The following is a 17,042-nucleotide window of genomic DNA, read 5'->3' as shown; positions in this document are numbered from 1 at the left end:
GAAACAAGTCTCGTGATAGTCTGGTGACGGCATGCTGCGCGGTTCTTCGGAGCCGCGCAGTATTTTTATGGTCGGGCCTGATCCGGCCATCCAGAAAAACACAGCGATGACGGCTTAATCCCTCGCGGCGTCCTTGCCCTTGTCCGGCGCCGTGCCGGCGAAAACCTGAAAGAGGATCCGCCGCGGCACGAACCGCTCGTCATTGACCAGAAAGCTGAAGGTGAAGGCGATGCCGAGCACCAGGATGTTGAGCAGGAACGCATAGATGACGGCGCGGTCCGGATAGCTGTCCTTGATGTGCGCGACCATCAGCGGTCCCACCACGCCGGCGGCCGACCAGGCGGTGAGAATGACGCCATAGAGCCGCGACATGCGCTTCGACCCATAAACGTCGCTCACCATCGACGGCATGATCGCGAAGCCGCCGCCAAAGCAGCTCAGCACGTAGCAGACGAGAGCGGCGAAGATCCACGGATTTTGTTCCGTCATCAGGAGGCCGAACACGACCAGCTGGGTGGCGAACAGGACACGAAAGGTATTGAGGCGGCCAATCCGCTCCGAGACGGCGCCCCAGGCGATGCGCCCGAGGCCGTTGAACAGCGAGCTGACGGCGATCAGCGTGGCGCCATAGCCGGCCAGCACGGTCCGGTCGAGCGTCGGATGATCGAGCCGCCAGATGTCTTGATACAACGGCGACAGAAAGCTGATGATCGAGATGCCGGCCGTTATGTTGAGGAAAAAGACGAACCACATGATCGCATATTGGCCGGCCAGCAGATAATCGCGCAGCGGCAGGTCGGCCTCCTGCTCGGCCCGCGCATAGGGGCCTTCGCTTTGACTTTCCTTTTGCGCCGCCGCGACGAAGCCCTGGGGGAGATAACCCTCTGGAGGGTTCTTCAGCATCGCCGCGGAGGCGATGGCGACCGAGCCGAGAATGGCGCCGAGCGCGGCAAAGACCAGGGTCAGGTTCCCGGCGAGGAGGCGCATCAGGACCGGCGCCAGCAAAACACTGAGAACGAAGGCGCCGAGCCCGAAGCCCATGGCGACGATGCCGGTCAGCTGGCCTCTGCGGTCGGGGAACCATTTGATGACCGTCGTCATCGGCGTGACGTAGCCAAGGCCGATGCCGATCCCGCTGACGGCGCCATAGCCCAGATAGAAAAGCGGGAGACTTTTCACCGCAAGGGCGAGCGCCGCCAGGGCGTAGCCCGCCGCGAAGAGAATGCCGCCGGCGACGGCCAGCTTGCGCGGCCCGATCCTGGCGAGATTGACCCCGCCCCAGGCCGCCGACAGGCCGAGGCAGCAGATATTCAGGCTGAAGGCCCAGGAGGTATCGGTATTGCTCCAGCGAAACTGCTCCACCAGCAGCGGCTGGAAATAGCTCCAGGCATAGACGGTGCCGAGACAGAGCTGCAGGACCGTGCAGGCGATGGCGACCAGCCACCGGTTGGGCACACGTTCCGGCCTGTGCATGCCCTATGCTCCCTCTCGGGAAGCCTTGCGGATCAGCCTGCCGAGCTCGCCCACTTCATCGGTGCGCTCGAGGAGCGGCTGGAGCTGATTAGCGGCAGGCGCCGAGTGCTTTTCGCCGGAGAGCGTATGCCAGGCAAAGTTGCCGAGAAGATGAAGCGGCCGGGATACCTGATACATCAGCCCATAGGTGACGAGCACGCTGACCACGAAGATGATGGTGAGCAGATAGACGACCTTGCCGATGGCGGTCTGGACCTGCAGGGCGAAATAGCCTTTGTCCATGCCGACATGCACGCGGCCGGCCTGGCCGCCGATGATGCCCGCCGTCACCTCCGAAAAGCTCCCCATGCCGGCGAGGGTTCGGTCATAAGTGTCCTTGTCGCTTTTATAGTCGGCGGCGATCTCGTCCGGCACGCCCGGCACGAAAGTGTGGGCGATGATCGTTCCTTCCCCGTCGACGACGAAAACATAGGAGATGCCCGGGGTCTCGACATACTGGTCGATGACGGACTGAAGGGCCGGGTAATTCTGGTTGACGATCAGGTCGCTGTCCGAATTGGCGATGGCGCGCGCGATCGCCCGGCTGCTGTTCAGGAAATAGTCGGTGAGCTGCCGGTCCACCGTGTGGACATAGATGATGGATGTCGAGACCAGGATGAGCCCCATGAGCGCGAACACGCCGAACAGGGTCTTCTGATAGAACCGGGCGATCCTCATCGTTTCGACCAAGCCTCCCAATCATCGTCCTTCAAAGGCACGAACTGGCCGTTTTGGACCACGGTATAATAGACCTGATCCGAGGCCTGGCGCCGGTCCGTGGCGCCGCCGAAGGAGAGCTTCTGTCCGAGGCCCAGATCGAGCTCGCCCAGGGTGAGCGCGGCTTGCGCCAGCCCGGCGCGCTGTGGATCGGCACCCATCCGCTGCAGGATCGCGACGAACATCTTGGCGTTCAGATAGCCTTCGAAGCTGATGAAGCTGTAGGGCAGGGGCGCATATTCGGATCCTTCCGTCTTTCCGCCCGGATAGAGCAGGGAGTCCGGCGGCATGAGGGCGTCGCGATAACGGTCCATCGCCGCGCGATATTCGCGGGTGACGGGCATCGTATCGTCCTGATAGCTCGGTACGACCTGCGAGCTCACCAGCCGGGACGTATAGTCCTTGCCGGATTTCTGCTCGGCATTGGACAACAGCCTGAGCATGGCGTCGCTGCCGACGAAGGAGATCGTCGCCACCGGACCATCGACGCCTCTATCGCGCATGTCGCGCACGAAGCCGGCGCAGGCCGGATAGGTGCCGATGCAGATGATGGCGTCGGGCTTGATGCGCTCCATGACCGCTACCTGGCCGTCATAGCTCTGGTCATAGGGCGAGCCGCGCCGGTAAGTGGCTTCGCCGGCGATTGCGAGCCCGTGCTGGCTGAGCGCCTTGCGCACGCCGGCCCATCCGGTGCGGCCATAGGCGTCGGCCTGATAGAACACCGCGATGCGGCTCCGGCCGGCGGCGACGAAGTGATCGACGAGCCCTTTGGTCTCCTGGTCATAGGATGCGCGCAGGTTGAAGCTGAACGTATCATAGGGCGGAATGCGGCTGGCATCGGCCCCGGTGAAGGGGAAGAACAAAAGGAAATGCTCGGCCTGGCGCATCCTGAGAAGCGGCAGCGTGCGGATCATGGTCGGCGTGCCGACATAGGAGAACAGCGCGAAGACGTCATCCTTCATCAACTTCAGCGTGTTCTGGATCGCGAGATCGGGCTGGTATCTGTCGTCATAGGCGGTGATCACGACCTGCCGGCCATTGACGCCGCCGGCCTCGTTGACCGCCGTCAGATAGGCCATGGCGCCGCGATAGAGCTCGATGCTGAGCGCCCGGGCGCTCGCCGAAAAATCCGCCGACATGCCGAGGCGGATTTCATTCTGGCCGGCGGCTGCTGTCGCGTCTTGCTGCGCCGAAGCTGGATTGCCGAAGAACGCCACAAGAGCCAGGAGGCTCAGTGCGAGGATCGGTCTCAAACTGAGCTTGATCTGCAGGTTCTTCTCCTACCCTTGAGCAGGAGACCTCTATCAGACCCAACGGGGACCTTCAACGACACGCCGTGCCGTTGTTTCAGAGTCTCAGGTCGCCGGAACGGCCTGTTTCCCGAATTGGCGCACGTCCGCGACCGTCCGGCCATTGGCGATGAGCCAGTCCCACGCATAGTCGGCATAGGAGCGGAAGACATAGAGGTCGATCACGTCGGGCTTCGTGCTGACGATATGAAGAAGGGCGGCGATCTCGGCGAAACGCAGACGGCGCGCCGTTCCCGCTTCGTAGTCGGCCGACAGGAGATCGAGCGACGAGCCCTTGAGCAGAAGCGAGCGTGCCTGATCGCCCTCGAGCCTGATGATGGTGCGCATGTCGGAAACATCGACGGCGAGGGAATGGATGCCGGCCAGCGCCTGGCGCAAGGCCGTGAGCAGCTCTTCCGTCTTGGTCCGCGGACACAGAATGAGCCACTGATCCGTAGACAGCCACAGAGCCTGGATCTCGCCCCAGGCGGCGCTGGTGCGCGGCGCCGTGGGCAGATCGAGATTGAGGGCCTGCTTGACCGCCGCCATGAAGGCCGTGTCGTCCGCCAGCCCGCGGAGATCGATCATGCCGCGTGTCGTCATCTCACGGATATCGACGGTGAGGCCGGTCGGCGTCTCACGGCCCTGCAGCGCCGTTTCGAACTGAGCGTCAGACATTCTGCCGGCTCCCTTCCTTGTCGTAGAAGACCGGATCGGTGATCTTCGCTTTCACCACCTTGCCTTCGAGCGGGAAGGACAAGGTCTCGCCCATCCGGCTGCGGCCATTCTCGATCAGCGCCATGGCGATCGACCGGTCGAGGGTGGGCGAGTAATAGGTCGAGGTCACCTGGCCGATCATCTCCATCGGCGGCTTGTCCTTGACGCTCCTGACCGCATAGGCGCCGTCGGGCAGCACTTCCTTCGGGTCCTCGGTGAGAAGGCCGACCAGCTGCTTGCGTCCCGCACTTCTGAGGAAGGATTGCTCGAGCGAGCGCTTGCCGATGAAATCCGCCTTCTTCTTCGAGACGAGCCCGTCGAGCCCGACATCGAAGGGCGTCACCGTGCCGTCGGTCTCGTCACCGATGACGATATAGCCTTTCTCGGCGCGCAGCACATGCAGCGCCTCGGTGCCATAGGCCTCGATGCCGAATTCGGCGCCGGCGTTGAGGATCGCATCCCACAGGCCACGGCCGAAATTCGCCGGCGTCGCCACCTCATAGGAAAGCTCGCCCGAGAAGCTGATGCGGTAGAGGCGCACCGGATATTGGCCGAGCTTGCCTTCCTTCATCGCCATATGCGGGAAGCCTTCGGCCGAGATGTCGAAATCGGGCCCGAGCTTGGAGAGCACTTCGCGCGCCTTGGGACCCGCGATGGCGAACTGCGCCCATTGCTCGGTCACGGGCGTCACGAAGACCTTGTATTGCGTCCATTCCGTCTGCAGCCATTCCTCGAGCCATTGGGCGATGCGGTCGGCGCCGCCCGAGGTCGTGTGCATCAGGAAGTGATCATCGGCGAGGCGCACCGTGACGCCGTCATCGGTGAGGAAGCCGAGCTCGTTCATCATGAGCCCGTAGCGGCAGCGCCCGACTTTCAAGGTCGAGAACATGTTCGTATAGACGCGGTCGAGGAACTCCGCCGCGTCCGGCCCTTTGATTTCGATCTTGCCGAGCGTCGAGGCGTCGAGCAGCCCGACCTTGTGGCGCACGGCGAGGATCTCACGGTTGATCGCCGCATGTTTGTCTTCGCCGGCGCGCGGATAGGTATAAGCGCGCCGCCACTGGCCGACCGGCTCGAAATGCGCGCTCTGCGCCTGGTGCCAGCGGAAGATCGGCGTGCGGCGGATGGGCAGGAACAGCTTCTTGGTGAGCGTGCCGGCGATCGCGCCGAAGGAGAAGGGCGTGTAGGGCGGACGGAACGTGGTGATGCCGATCTCCGGAATCGTCTTGCCGGTCGCTTCCGCCAGCACGCCGAGTCCATTGAGGTTCGACGTCTTGCCCTGGTCGGTCGCCATGCCGAAGGTCGTGTAGCGCTTTGTGTGCTCGACCGATTCATACCCTTCGCGCTGGGCGAGCTCGAGATCGGCGGCGGTCACGTCGTTCTGGAAGTCGATGAAGTGCTTGTTGCCCTCGTTGTATTTGCCGGTGGCGGGCGAGAACCAGATCGGCTCGAGCGGCTTCTGCTGCGCGGTCTCGACCTTGGGCCGGCTCATCGGGGACGATGTGGCTTTCACCGCCATTTCACCGGCGGCATAACCCTCGGCGAGCGCCTGGGCCAGATCCATCGTTCCATTTGCGGCGCCCACGGCCTGGATGCGGTCGTGATGTTTGCCCGGCCGGTAGCTCTGCAAGCCGCTGTCGAACGTCAGCTTGCCGCCATTGTGGCACCACAGATTGACCACCGGGTTGAAGCCGCCCGACATGGCGACGAAGTCGCAGACGATGCGGCTTTCATTGACGACGCGGCCCTGGCCCTTGCGCCACGGCGCGATCTTGACACCGTTGATGCCAAGCCCACCATAGCTGCTTTCGGTGCCGGCGATGGCGTGGCCCGGAATGATCTCGATGCCGGCATTGCGTGCATCGCGCGCCGCGGCACTGTCGGTGCCCTGGCGCACATCGATGATCGCGGCGACCGTGCCGCCGGCCCGCTTGAGGGCGAGTGCCGTCAGATAGGCATCGTCATTATTGGTGAAGACGACGCCCTTCATGCCGGGCGACACGCCGTAACGCTCGACGAGGCTGCGCGCCGCGCTGGCGAGCATGATGCCCGGCCGGTCATTGTTGGCGAAGGCGATCGGGCGCTCGAGCGCGCCGGTGGCGAGGATCACTTCCTTGGCGCGCACCTTCCACAGGCGATGGCGCGGCGTGCCTTTGGCGAGGAGGGAAGGATCGTGATCGCAGACCCGCTCGAACAGCATGACATGATTATGATGCCAGTGGCCGACCGCCGTGGTGCGGGTCATCACATGGACATTTTCGGCATCGGCAAGAAGTGCGGCGCGGCTGGCGACCCAGTCGAGCTGCGGCTCGCCGTCGATCGTGCCTTGCGACAGATCGGCCATGCCGCCGAAACGCGGGCTCTCATCGCAGATGATGACGCGCGCGCCTGCCGCCTGGGCGGCTTCCGCCGCCGCGAGCCCGGCGATGCCGGCGCCGATGACGAGCACGTCGCAATGGGCATGCATATGCTCGTAAGTGTCGGGATCGCGGCCCTCCGGCGCCTTGCCGAGACCGGCGGCGCGCCGGATCATCGGCTCATAGACATGCTTCCAGAAGGCCTGCGGCCACATGAAGGTCTTGTAGTAGAAGCCGCCCGGGATGAAGCGCGAGATCTTGCTGTTGAGGGCGCCGATATCGAGCTTGAGCGAGGGCCAGCGATTCTGGCTGACCGCCACGAGCCCGTCATAGAGCTCGACCTGCGTGGCGCGCAGATTGGGCTCGTGGCGCGAGCCTTCGCCGACGCCCACCAGCGCATTCATTTCCTCGGAGCCGAGACCCACCACGCCGCGCGGGCGGTGATATTTGAAGCTGCGCCCGAAGACGCGCTGGCCATTGGCGAGGACGGCGGCGGCGAGCGTGTCGCCGTGATAGCCCGTCATGTTCTGCCCGTCGAAGGTGAAGCTCACCTTGCGGGCGCGGTCGATCAGGCGGCCGCCCTGCGGCAGGCGATAGGGCTTGCCGGTCATGCTTCAGATCCCTTCGCCAGTCTGTCCTTGAAGAAGACGGCCCATTCGCCGGTCGCCGCCTCCATCAAGGCGCGCGGCGGCAATTCGCTTATGCCGTAGGTCGCCTTGAACTCCATTGTCACCGTGTCACGCGCCGCATGGAACCACTTGCCGCAGCCGCGGTCGCAGCGCCAGCGCTCGAAATGCAGGCCCTTGGCATTATGCCGCATGAACAGGTAATCGCGTTGCTCGGCGTCGCTGACATTGGCGGGATCGCGTGTCGCCGGGCGCGCGATATGCGCTTGCCCGCCATAATGGAAATCCGTCTCGTCGCCTTCGGCACCGCAGACGTGGCAGTGAACGATCAGCATGGATACGAGCTCCTGAATACGTTCTTCATTTCAATGCGCCACCGCCGCGGCGACGCTTTCGTCGATCAGGCGGCCTTCGATGAAACGGTTGAGCCCGAAAGGCTCGGCGATCGGATGCGGCCGGTCGTTGAAGATCGTGTCGGCGAAGACATAGCCTGAGCCGGGGATCGACTTGAAGCCGCCGGTGCCCCAGCCGCAATTGACATAGAGGCCGTCGATGTCGGTCTTGCCGATGATCGGCGAGCGGTCGCCGGTCATGTCGACGATACCACCCCACATGCGCAGCATGCGCAGGCGCGAAATGATCGGGAAGGTCTCGACCAGCGCCGTCACTGTATGCTCGAGGGCGGGGAAGGAGCCGCGCTGCGAATAGTTGTTGTAAGGGTCCGTGCCCCCGCCCACCACCAGCTCGCCCTTGTCGGACTGGCTCAGATAGCCATGCACGGTGTTGGCCATGACGACGCAGTCGAGCACCGGCTTGATCGGCTCGGAGACGAGCGCCTGCAGGCACAGGCTTTCGATCGGCAGCCTGAGGCCTGCCGTCTGCACCACGGTCGAGATATTGCCAGCGGTGACGACGCCGATCTTCTTGGTCTTGATGAAGCCCTTCGAGGTTTCGAGACCGGCGACCTTGCCGCCATCCCGGCGGATGGAGAGCACTTCGCAATTCTGGATGATGTCGACGCCCAGGCTGTCGGCGCCACGGGCATAACCCCAGGCCACCGCGTCATGGCGTCCGGTGCCGCCGCGCGGCTGGTAATAGGCGCCGAGGATCGGATAGCGGCAGTTCGGATCGTCATTGATGATCGGCGCGATCTTCTTCACTTCTTCCGGCGTGATCATCCGGCAATCGAGCCCGGCCAGCCGGTTGGCATGGGCGGTGCGCTTGAAGGCGCGGAATTCGTGCTCGGTCTGGCACAGCATCATGACGCCGCGCGGCGAGAACATCACGTTGAAATTGAGATCGCGCGACAGATCCTCGTAAAGCGAGCGGGCGAGCTCGTAGATGGCGATCGAGGGATCCTGCAGATAGTTGGACCGGATGATGGTCGTGTTGCGCCCGGTATTGCCGCCGCCGAGCCAGCCCTTCTCGACCACCGCGATATTGGTGAGCTTGTGGGTCTTGGCGAGGTAATAGGCGGTGGCGAGGCCATGACCGCCGGCGCCGACGATCACCGCGTCATATTCGGATTTGGGCGTGGGACTGCGCCAGGCGCGCTCCCAGTCCTTATGATAGTTCATCGCGTTGCGCGCGAGCGAGAAGATCGAATAGCGGGACTTCATGTGAGCCTCAGCTGGACAAGCCCGCTCTTTATCAAATGGGGGGTGGAGCCTCCACCGGTTTCCGACGCCCCATTGATGCCATGCGACAATGCGACGGACCCTTTTGAGATGCGGGCGCATTACATTGGGCCGAGCCCCCGGAACCTCTTGAGAGCATGCTGAATTTCCTGGTTTTTGCGGTACTTGCGGCAGCCGTCGTGGTCGCCTTGTGCTGGCCCGTCCTGAAAGGACGTGCCGGGGGGCCGGCGCGCGCTGAGTATGACGAGGCCGTCTTCCGCGACCAGCTGGCCGAACTCGACCGGGACAAGGCCAGGGGCCTGATCGGGCCGGCCGAGGCCGATGCCGCCCGCAATGAGATCGCCCGCCGGCTCCTCGGCGTCGACCGCCGGACGCCTGCGATGCAGGCCGCAGGTGCCGGCAAATGGCCGGTTTTGCTCGTGGCGGCCGTCGTGCCGGTGGCGGCTCTGGCTCTTTATATGACGATCGGCGCCCCCGGCCGGCCCGATATGCCGCTGCAGGCGCGGCTCGAAACGGCACTCGCCAATAATGACGTCCAGGCGCTGATGGCCAAGGCCGAGGCCCATCTCGCCGAAAAGCCCGATGATCTGCGCGGCTGGGAGGTCCTGGCCCCGATCTACCGGGCGAGCGAGCGCTACGAGGACGCCGCCAAGGCCTATCTCAATGTCATCCGCCTCAAGGGCCCGACGGCCGAAACCTATGCCGATTACGGCGAGATGCTGGTTTTCGCCAATGCCGGCCTCGTGCCTAAGGAGGCGGCGGCGGCTTTCGCGGAAGCCCTGAAGCTCGATGTCAAATCCCCCAAGGCCCGCTTTTATGCCGGTCTCGCTTTGAAACAGGACGGCAAGCCCGACGAGGCCCTGGCGCTCTGGCGGGCGCTCCTCGCCGAAACCGGGCCGCAGGACAGCTGGAAGCAGGTGCTCGAAGCGCAGATCGCCACCTTGGCGCCGGCGCCGGGAGCCCCGCAGCTCTCCAACGAGCAGGTCGCGGCGACCCAGAACATGACATCGCAAGATCGCGAAAATATGATCCGCGGCATGGTTGACGGCCTTGAGGAGCGGCTTAAATCGGCGCCTGCCGATCTCGAGGGCTGGCAGCGCCTGATCCGGGCGCGCGCCGTATTAGGTGAAATGGACAAGGCGCGCGCGGCGTATTCTTCCGCGAAAGAGCAGTTCAAGGCCGACGAACAGGCGATGGCCACTCTGGCGCAGTCGGCAAAGCAGCTGGGTATCGAATAATGGCAATGACGACGATGACTTCGCGTAGTTCCCGGAAACAGAAACGCGCCGTGGTGATCCTGGCCGGTCTGGCGATTCTGGGCATCGCCGCCGGTCTCGTCCTCTATGCGCTCAGGGACACCATCGTCTTCTTCTATACGCCGAGCGAGATCGCCGAGAAGAATGTCGTGCCGGGCCAGCGTTTCCGGTTGGGCGGACTGGTCGAGGCGGGCAGTGTCGTGAAAGGCGAGGGCATGACGGTGCGATTCGCCGTCACCGATACGATCAAGACCATCACGGTGGAATATAAAGGCCAGCTGCCCGATCTCTTCCGCGAGGGCCAGGGCGTCGTCACCGAGGGCAAGCTCGACGCGTCGGGCAACTTCGTCGCCGACACGGTGCTCGCCAAACATGACGAGACCTATATGCCGAAGGACGTCGCCGACCGCCTGAAGGAAAAGGGCGTGTGGAAGGAGGGCAAGGGAGCAGGCTCATGATTGCCGAAACCGGCCATTTCGCGTTGATCCTCGCGCTCGTCACGGCGCTGGCGCAATGTTTCGTGCCGCTCTATGGGGCGCATCGCGGCGACCGCGCCTTGATGAATGTCGCGGCTCCCGCCGCTCTGGCGCAGTTCTCGCTCATCGTCATCGCCTTCTTCGCGCTGATGCACGCCTATGTGACGTCGGATTTCTCGCTCGCCAATGTGTGGGAGAATTCGCATTCGGCGAAACCGCTGCTCTATAAGATCTCGGGCGTCTGGGGCAATCACGAAGGCTCGATGGTCCTCTGGGTACTGATCCTGGCGCTGTTCGGTGCCGGCGTCGCGCTCTTCGGCGGCAACCTGCCGCTCGAGCTCAAATCGCGCGTGCTGGCGGTTCAGGGCTCGATCGGCGTCGCTTTCCTGCTCTTCATCCTGTTCACCTCAAATCCGTTCCTGCGCCTCGATCCGGTGCCGATCGAAGGCAACGGCCTCAATCCGTTGCTGCAGGATCCGGCGCTCGCCTTCCATCCGCCCTTCCTCTATGCCGGTTATGTCGGCCTGTCGGTGTCCTTCTCCTTTGCCATCGCCGCGCTCATCGACGGCAAGGTCGACGCCGCCTGGGCGCGCTGGGTCAGGCCGTGGACGCTCGCCGCCTGGATGTTCCTCACCATCGGCATCGCCATGGGCTCCTGGTGGGCCTATTACGAATTGGGCTGGGGCGGCTTCTGGTTCTGGGACCCGGTCGAGAACGCGTCCTTCATGCCCTGGCTCGTCGCCGCGGCGCTGCTCCATTCGGCGGTCGTCGTCGAGAAGCGCAACGCGCTCAAGATCTGGACCATCCTGCTCGCCATTCTGGCCTTCTCGCTGTCGCTGGTCGGCGCCTTCCTGGTGCGCTCGGGCGTGCTCACCTCGGTGCATGCCTTCGCCGTCGATCCGGCGCGTGGCGTCTTCATCCTTCTCATTCTCTGCGTCTTCATCGGCGGCGCGCTGGCGTTGTTCGCCTGGCGGGCGCCGGTCCTGAAAGCGGGAGGCCTGTTCACGCCGATGAGCCGCGAAGGCGGGCTGGTGGTGAACAACCTGCTGCTATGCACCGCCTGCGCCTCGGTCTTCATCGGCACGCTTTATCCTCTGGCGCTCGAAACGCTGACCGGTGAGAAGATCTCGGTCGGTCCGCCATATTTCAATCTCACCTTCGGCCTCATCATGCTGCCGCTGCTGCTGCTCGTGCCGGTGGGACCGCTCCTCACCTGGAAACGCGCGCAGGCCTGGCCGGTGATCCAGCGCCTGTGGGCCGCGGCGCTCGGCACGCTCGCGGTGGTGATCCTGCTTCTGGTGGTGCTGCATCGCGGACCCTGGCTGACGCCCTTCGGTGTCGGTCTTGGCCTCTGGCTGGTGCTCGGCGCGCTGGTCGAGCTTTCCGAGCGTATCGCCTTGTTCCGCACGCCCTGGGCCATGTCCTGGTCGCGGCTCAAGGGCCTGCCGCGCTCGGCGCTCGGCATGACGCTCGCCCATGCGGGCGTAGGACTTGCGATCATCGGCATCTTCGCGGTCACGACCTGGCGCGAGGAGCATATCGTCGCGATGAAGCCCGGCGACAAGCTCACCGTCGGTGGTTATGAGGTCACTTATATCGGCGAGGCGCCGATGACCGGGCCCAATTACACCGGCGATGCCGGGCGTTTCCGTGTCATGAGCGGCAATCGCGAAGTGACGGTGCTCGCTTCGGAAAAACGCCGCTTCCGGCCGGGCAATCAGGAGACGACCGAAGTCGGCCTGCTGCAGGCCTGGTCGGGCGATCTCTATGCCGTGATGGGCGATCGCATGAATGACGGCGCCCGCGCCGTGCGGATCTATTTCAATCCGCTGATCTCGCTGATCTGGATCGGCACCTTCATCATGTTCCTGGGCGGCTTCGTGTCGCTGACCGACCGGCGCTTCCGGGTGGGCGCACCCAAAACGGCGCGCAAGCTGCACGCCGTGCCGGCGGAGTGAGCGATGAAACGGCTCGGCGCGATAGTCCTGCTGCTCTCGTTGTGGATCATTCCGGCACAGGCGGTTCAGCCCGATGAGATCCTTTCCGATCCGGTGCTCGAGGCGCGCGCCCGCGATCTGTCGACGGGATTGCGCTGTCTCGTCTGCCAGAACCAGTCGATCGATGATTCGAACGCGCCGCTCGCCCGCGATCTGCGCCTCCTGTTGCGTGACAGGTTGAAGGCCGGCGACAGCGATGCCCAGGCGGTCGATTTCATCGTGGCGCGTTATGGCGACTATGTGTTGTTGCGTCCCCGCTTCAATGCCGCGACCTGGTTGTTGTGGATCGGCCCCTTCGCGCTGCTCGCGGCCGCTGGTGCTTTCCTCTTCATGCGTCGGCGCAACAAGCTCATTGATGCCGAAAGCGCGCTCGATCCGCAGGAGCAGGCCGAGCTCGACCGTCTCATGGATCGCCGGCCATAAAATACCACTCACATCAAAGTGAAGCGGCGTTTGGGCAGTAACTGCCTCGTATTACAGAAGATTCACATTGCAGAAAGGTCGCCGTAAGCCGGTGATACCTAGGTTTAGTCTCACATGATCCGTTTGGGACACAGGAGACTTCCTATGAATACGAGCACCAAGGTGCGCAATCGCGTGATCGGCGCGATGGCTTTCGGCCTTCTGGCCGCGACGGCGCTTTCCGCCAACTTCATGATCGCCCCGTCGAAGCCCGTGCTGGCCGAAACCGCCCAGCAGGTGGCGCCGCAGATGGGCTTCGCCGATCTCGCCGCCAAGGTGATGCCGGCGGTGGTCAGCGTCGAGGTCAATCTCGCCAATGTCGTCGATGACAGCAGCGATGAGGGCCAGGATGGGCCGGGCGCGGCGCCGCCGAACCTGCCGCAGGACAGCCCGTTCCGCGACTTCTTCAACCAGTTCCCGCAGTTCCGCGATCAGTTCCCGCAGGCGCCGCGCCAGCCGCGTGGCGGCATCGCGCAGGGGTCGGGCTTCGTGATCTCGGCCGATGGCTACGCCGTCACCAACAACCATGTCGTCGGCAACGCGACGAAGGTGTCGGTGAAGTTCAGCGACGGCCAGCAGTATGACGCCAAGGTGATCGGCACCGATCCCAAGACCGATCTCGCTCTGATCAAGATCGAGGGCGGCAAGGATTTCACCTTCGTGAAGTTCTCCCAGAAGGACCCGCGCGTCGGCGACTGGGTGATGGCGGTCGGCAATCCCTTCGGGCTTGGCGGCACCGTGACCAGCGGCATCATCTCGGCCCGCGGCCGCGATATCGGCTCCGGCCCCTATGACGACTTCCTGCAGATCGACGCGTCGATCAACAAGGGCAATTCCGGTGGCCCGGCCTTCAATCTCGACGGCGACGTGGTCGGCATCAACACCGCCATCTATTCGCCCTCGGGCGGCAGCGTCGGCATCGGCTTCGCCATCCCGGCGGCCACTGCCCAGGACGTGATCGCCAGCCTCAAGGACAATGGCAAGGTGACCCGCGGCTGGCTCGGCGTGCAGATCCAGCCGGTGACCGACGACATCGCCGAAGGCTTGAACCTCACGGACAAGAAGGGCGCTCTCGTCGCCGATGTGACGGACAAGTCGCCCGCTCTCGCGGCCGGCATCAAGACCGGCGATACGATCATCAAGGTCGGCGCCGACGAGATCAGCGATCCGCGTGACCTCGCCAAGAAGGTGGCCCGCTATTCGCCCGGCAAGTCGGTCGATGTGACCATCGTGCGCAACGGCAAGAGCATGGTCGTTCCGGTCGAGCTCGGCAAGATGCCTGGCGAGAAACAGGAATTGGCCAGCGCCGAAACCGCCTCTCCCGAGCGTGGCCTGGCCGAGCTCGGCGTGCGCCTGGCGCCCGCCGAGGATGGCGCCGGAGTCAAGGTGATCGACGTGAAGCCGGGCAGTGCGGCGGAAGACCGCGGCATCCGCGCCGGCGACGTGATCCTCGAAGTGGCCGGCAAGGAAGTCCATGAGCCCTCCGACGTCAAGGCCGCACTCCAGGCCGCAGCGAAGAGCTCGAGCAAGCAGGTCGTGATGCTGATCCGGTCGGGTGACAATCAGCGTTTCGTCGCTCTGCCGGGCGCCGGCAAGGGCTGAAGACGAGTTAGCGTCTCGTGCGATGCTTGAGTGTCACACTCTCTCCCCCCGCTCCCGTGTGACATTCCAGGTGGCGGAGACAGGGTTAACCCCTGTCTCCGCTCCCCAAGACCAAGGAAATGAAAGCAGAGAGGGGCTTTTCCTGAGGATAAAGTCATGCAACTGATGACCAACAGCAACTCCAAGCCAACCACACCCGGCAATGATCTGGAAACCATGCGCATCCTGGTGATCGAGGATGATCGAGAAGCCGCCACCTGGCTCCTGAAAGGGCTGGCCGAGAGCGGTCATGTCGCCGACCACGCCGCTGACGGCGAGGAGGGCTTGGCCTTGGCGCGCGAGCGGGTCCACGACGTTCTGATCGTCGACCGCATGCTGCCCAAGCTCGACGGTCTCTCCATCATCCAGACCTTGCGCGCCGAAGGCGTGACGGCGCCGGTCCTCATCCTGAGCGCGCTCGGCGATGTCGACGAACGGGTCAAGGGCCTCCGAGCCGGCGGCGACGATTATCTCGCCAAGCCATACGCCTTTTCCGAGCTGCTCGCCCGCATCGAGGGCCTGTCGCGCCGCCGCCACCAGGAGCCGCAGCAGACCAAGCTCAAGGCCGTCGATCTCGAAATGGATCTCCTGACCCGCACGGTGGTGCGGTCCGGCCGGCCGATCATCCTGCAGCCGCGCGAGTTCAAGCTGCTCGAATATCTCATGCGCAATGCCGGCCATGTGGTGACGCGCACCATGCTGCTGGAGAATGTCTGGGATTATCATTTCGATCCGCAGACCAATGTCATCGACGTCCATGTGTCGCGCCTGCGCGCCAAGATCGACAAGGGCTTCGACGAGCCGATTCTGCAGACGGTGCGAGGTGCGGGTTACATGATCCGATTGGCATAGTGCGGGGGAACCCCTTGCGCGCTATCATGATCCCATGAGCCCGCCGCACCAGTCTTCCAACCATTCGAGCTATTGGAAGCTATTCCATACGTCGACCTTCCGGCTTTCGGCGGTCTATCTGATCGTCTTCATCCTGTCGGTGGGCGCGATCCTCGCTTACATCTACTGGAACACGGCCGGTCTTCTCGAACGCCAGACCGATGAGACGATCCGCGCCGAGGTGCAGGGCCTCGCTGACCAGTACCGTATCCGCGGCCTCGACGGCGTGCTCGACACGGTACGCCGACGCTCGAGCGACGAATCGGGCTCGATCTATCTGCTGACCACGCCGGAAGGCGTGCGTATGGCCGGCAACCTCGTCTCGGTCCCGGACGAAATCGCCATCGAGGATTCGGGCTGGACCGAATTTCCCTTCAATGTGAAGACCAGCACCGGCACCGAGCCGCATCGCGCGCGCGCCTATTACACCGAGCTTCCCGGCGAGAACGTCCTGGTGGTCGGCCGCGATATCGAGGACATGCGGCAATTCGCGACCATCATCCGCAACACGCTGATCACCGGCACGCTGATCGCGCTGGCGCTCGGCATCGGCGGCGGTCTTCTCACCAGCCGCAACTTCCTGCGCCGCGTCGACGCCATCACCGACGCCAGCCGCTCGATCATGCGGGGCGATCTTTCCGGCCGCATGCCGGTGCAGGGCACCGGCGACGAACTCGACCGCCTGGCCTCCTCGCTCAACCAGATGCTCGACCAGATCGAGCGCTTGATGCGCGGCATGCAGGAAGTGTCGAGCAACGTGGCGCATGATCTGCGCACGCCTTTGACCCGCATCAAGGCGCGCGCCGAATCGGCCTTGCGCTCGGGTGTGGAGGGCGACTTCAAGGCGGCGCTCGAGCAGACGATCGATGAATCCGATCGCCTGCTGCAGACCTTCACCGCGCTGCTGTCGATCGCCAAGGCGGAATCGGGTCAGTCGCGCGAGGGCCTGCAGCCGGTCGATGCCGCCGTCATCCTCAACGAGGTGGCGGAGCTCTACGAGCCTTTCGCCGAGGATCAGGGCGGCAGTCTCAAGACCGATATTTCAGGCGAGCTCAATGTCCGCGCCAACCGCCAGCTGCTCGCCCAGGCGATCAGCAATCTCGTCGACAATGCGCTCAAATATGGCGAGTCGCCGGCGAGCGGCTTTCCGGAAATTCGCGTCACCGGCGGCATCGAGGGCGATGATGCGGTGATCACCGTCAGCGATCGCGGCCGTGGTGTCGCGCCCGAGGACCGCCAGCATGTGCTGGAGCGCTTCGTCAGACTGGATGAAAGCCGTTCCAGGCCCGGCAACGGGCTGGGCTTGAGCCTCGTCGCCGGCGTCATGAAGCTGCATGACGGACAGGTGCTGCTCGAGGACAACGGGCCTGGCCTCAAGGTCAAGCTGGTTCTGCCGCGATTGCAAGCCGCCTGACGTCTTTACTTCTCCTTGAAACTCTTTACATAGCGCCTCCCCGCGAAAAT

The 17,042-nt window shown here is 64.0% G+C and carries 14 protein-coding genes; 7 read left to right on the top strand and 7 right to left on the bottom strand.

The features are described from left to right. Window positions 1-114: 114 nt before the first annotated feature. The 7 genes from JHL16_RS26700 to JHL16_RS26670 form a co-directional block, all read right to left on the bottom strand. Window positions 115-1,473, bottom strand: a complete 1,359-nt coding sequence (locus JHL16_RS26700) for an L-lactate MFS transporter (protein WP_200187937.1) — start codon at window positions 1,471-1,473, stop codon at window positions 115-117. Between the two features lie 3 nt (window positions 1,474-1,476). Beyond that, window positions 1,477-2,190, bottom strand: coding sequence for a hypothetical protein (locus JHL16_RS26695; protein WP_200187936.1), 714 nt, complete (start codon window positions 2,188-2,190; stop codon window positions 1,477-1,479). Beyond that, complete coding sequence (locus tag JHL16_RS26690; protein ID WP_200187935.1) at window positions 2,187-3,482, bottom strand: ABC transporter substrate-binding protein; 1,296 nt, start codon at window positions 3,480-3,482, stop codon at window positions 2,187-2,189. Before JHL16_RS26690 ends, JHL16_RS26695 begins: the two co-directional genes overlap by 4 nt. 102 nt (window positions 3,483-3,584) lie before the next feature. Then, the gene (locus JHL16_RS26685) at window positions 3,585-4,196 is read right to left on the bottom strand and encodes a sarcosine oxidase subunit gamma (protein WP_200187934.1); all 612 of its coding nucleotides are present in this window, start codon (window positions 4,194-4,196) and stop codon (window positions 3,585-3,587) included. Continuing rightward, window positions 4,189-7,203, bottom strand: coding sequence for a sarcosine oxidase subunit alpha family protein (locus JHL16_RS26680; protein ID WP_200187933.1), 3,015 nt, complete (start codon window positions 7,201-7,203; stop codon window positions 4,189-4,191). Before JHL16_RS26680 ends, JHL16_RS26685 begins: the two co-directional genes overlap by 8 nt. Continuing rightward, window positions 7,200-7,553 (bottom strand): sarcosine oxidase subunit delta, encoded by a 354-nt coding sequence (locus JHL16_RS26675; protein WP_200187932.1) that lies wholly within the window; start codon window positions 7,551-7,553, stop codon window positions 7,200-7,202. Before JHL16_RS26675 ends, JHL16_RS26680 begins: the two co-directional genes overlap by 4 nt. Window positions 7,554-7,583: 30 nt before the next feature. After that, window positions 7,584-8,837 carry a sarcosine oxidase subunit beta family protein gene (locus tag JHL16_RS26670; RefSeq protein ID WP_200187931.1) on the bottom strand — a complete coding sequence of 418 codons (1,254 nt, stop codon included), beginning with the start codon at window positions 8,835-8,837 and terminating at the stop codon, window positions 7,584-7,586. 155 nt (window positions 8,838-8,992) lie between these two features. On the opposite strand from JHL16_RS26670, the gene ccmI reads away from it, so the two are divergent. From ccmI to JHL16_RS26635, 7 genes are all read left to right on the top strand, one after another. After that, window positions 8,993-10,093 carry a c-type cytochrome biogenesis protein CcmI gene (ccmI, locus tag JHL16_RS26665; RefSeq protein ID WP_200187930.1) on the top strand — a complete coding sequence of 367 codons (1,101 nt, stop codon included), beginning with the start codon at window positions 8,993-8,995 and terminating at the stop codon, window positions 10,091-10,093. Between the two features lie 14 nt (window positions 10,094-10,107). Continuing rightward, the gene (ccmE, locus tag JHL16_RS26660) at window positions 10,108-10,569 is read left to right on the top strand and encodes a cytochrome c maturation protein CcmE (RefSeq protein ID WP_200187929.1); all 462 of its coding nucleotides are present in this window, start codon (window positions 10,108-10,110) and stop codon (window positions 10,567-10,569) included. Continuing rightward, the gene (locus tag JHL16_RS26655; protein ID WP_200187928.1) at window positions 10,566-12,545 is read left to right on the top strand and encodes a heme lyase CcmF/NrfE family subunit; all 1,980 of its coding nucleotides are present in this window, start codon (window positions 10,566-10,568) and stop codon (window positions 12,543-12,545) included. Before ccmE ends, JHL16_RS26655 begins: the two co-directional genes overlap by 4 nt. A 3-nt stretch (window positions 12,546-12,548) precedes the next feature. After that, a complete protein-coding gene (locus JHL16_RS26650; RefSeq protein ID WP_200187927.1) occupies window positions 12,549-13,007 on the top strand; it encodes a cytochrome c-type biogenesis protein in 459 nt (152 codons plus the stop codon). Between the two features lie 144 nt (window positions 13,008-13,151). Next, window positions 13,152-14,648 (top strand): Do family serine endopeptidase, encoded by a 1,497-nt coding sequence (locus JHL16_RS26645; RefSeq protein ID WP_200187926.1) that lies wholly within the window; start codon window positions 13,152-13,154, stop codon window positions 14,646-14,648. 216 nt (window positions 14,649-14,864) lie between these two features. Continuing rightward, a complete protein-coding gene (locus JHL16_RS26640; protein ID WP_200189555.1) occupies window positions 14,865-15,539 on the top strand; it encodes a response regulator transcription factor in 675 nt (224 codons plus the stop codon). Between the two features lie 34 nt (window positions 15,540-15,573). After that, window positions 15,574-16,992 carry a sensor histidine kinase gene (locus JHL16_RS26635; RefSeq protein ID WP_200187925.1) on the top strand — a complete coding sequence of 473 codons (1,419 nt, stop codon included), beginning with the start codon at window positions 15,574-15,576 and terminating at the stop codon, window positions 16,990-16,992. Window positions 16,993-17,042 lie beyond the last annotated feature (50 nt).

Source organism: Taklimakanibacter albus (assembly GCF_016595235.1).
GTDB lineage: Bacteria > Pseudomonadota > Alphaproteobacteria > Rhizobiales > Aestuariivirgaceae > Taklimakanibacter > Taklimakanibacter albus.
This window is presented reverse-complemented; position numbering and strand designations above follow the sequence as displayed.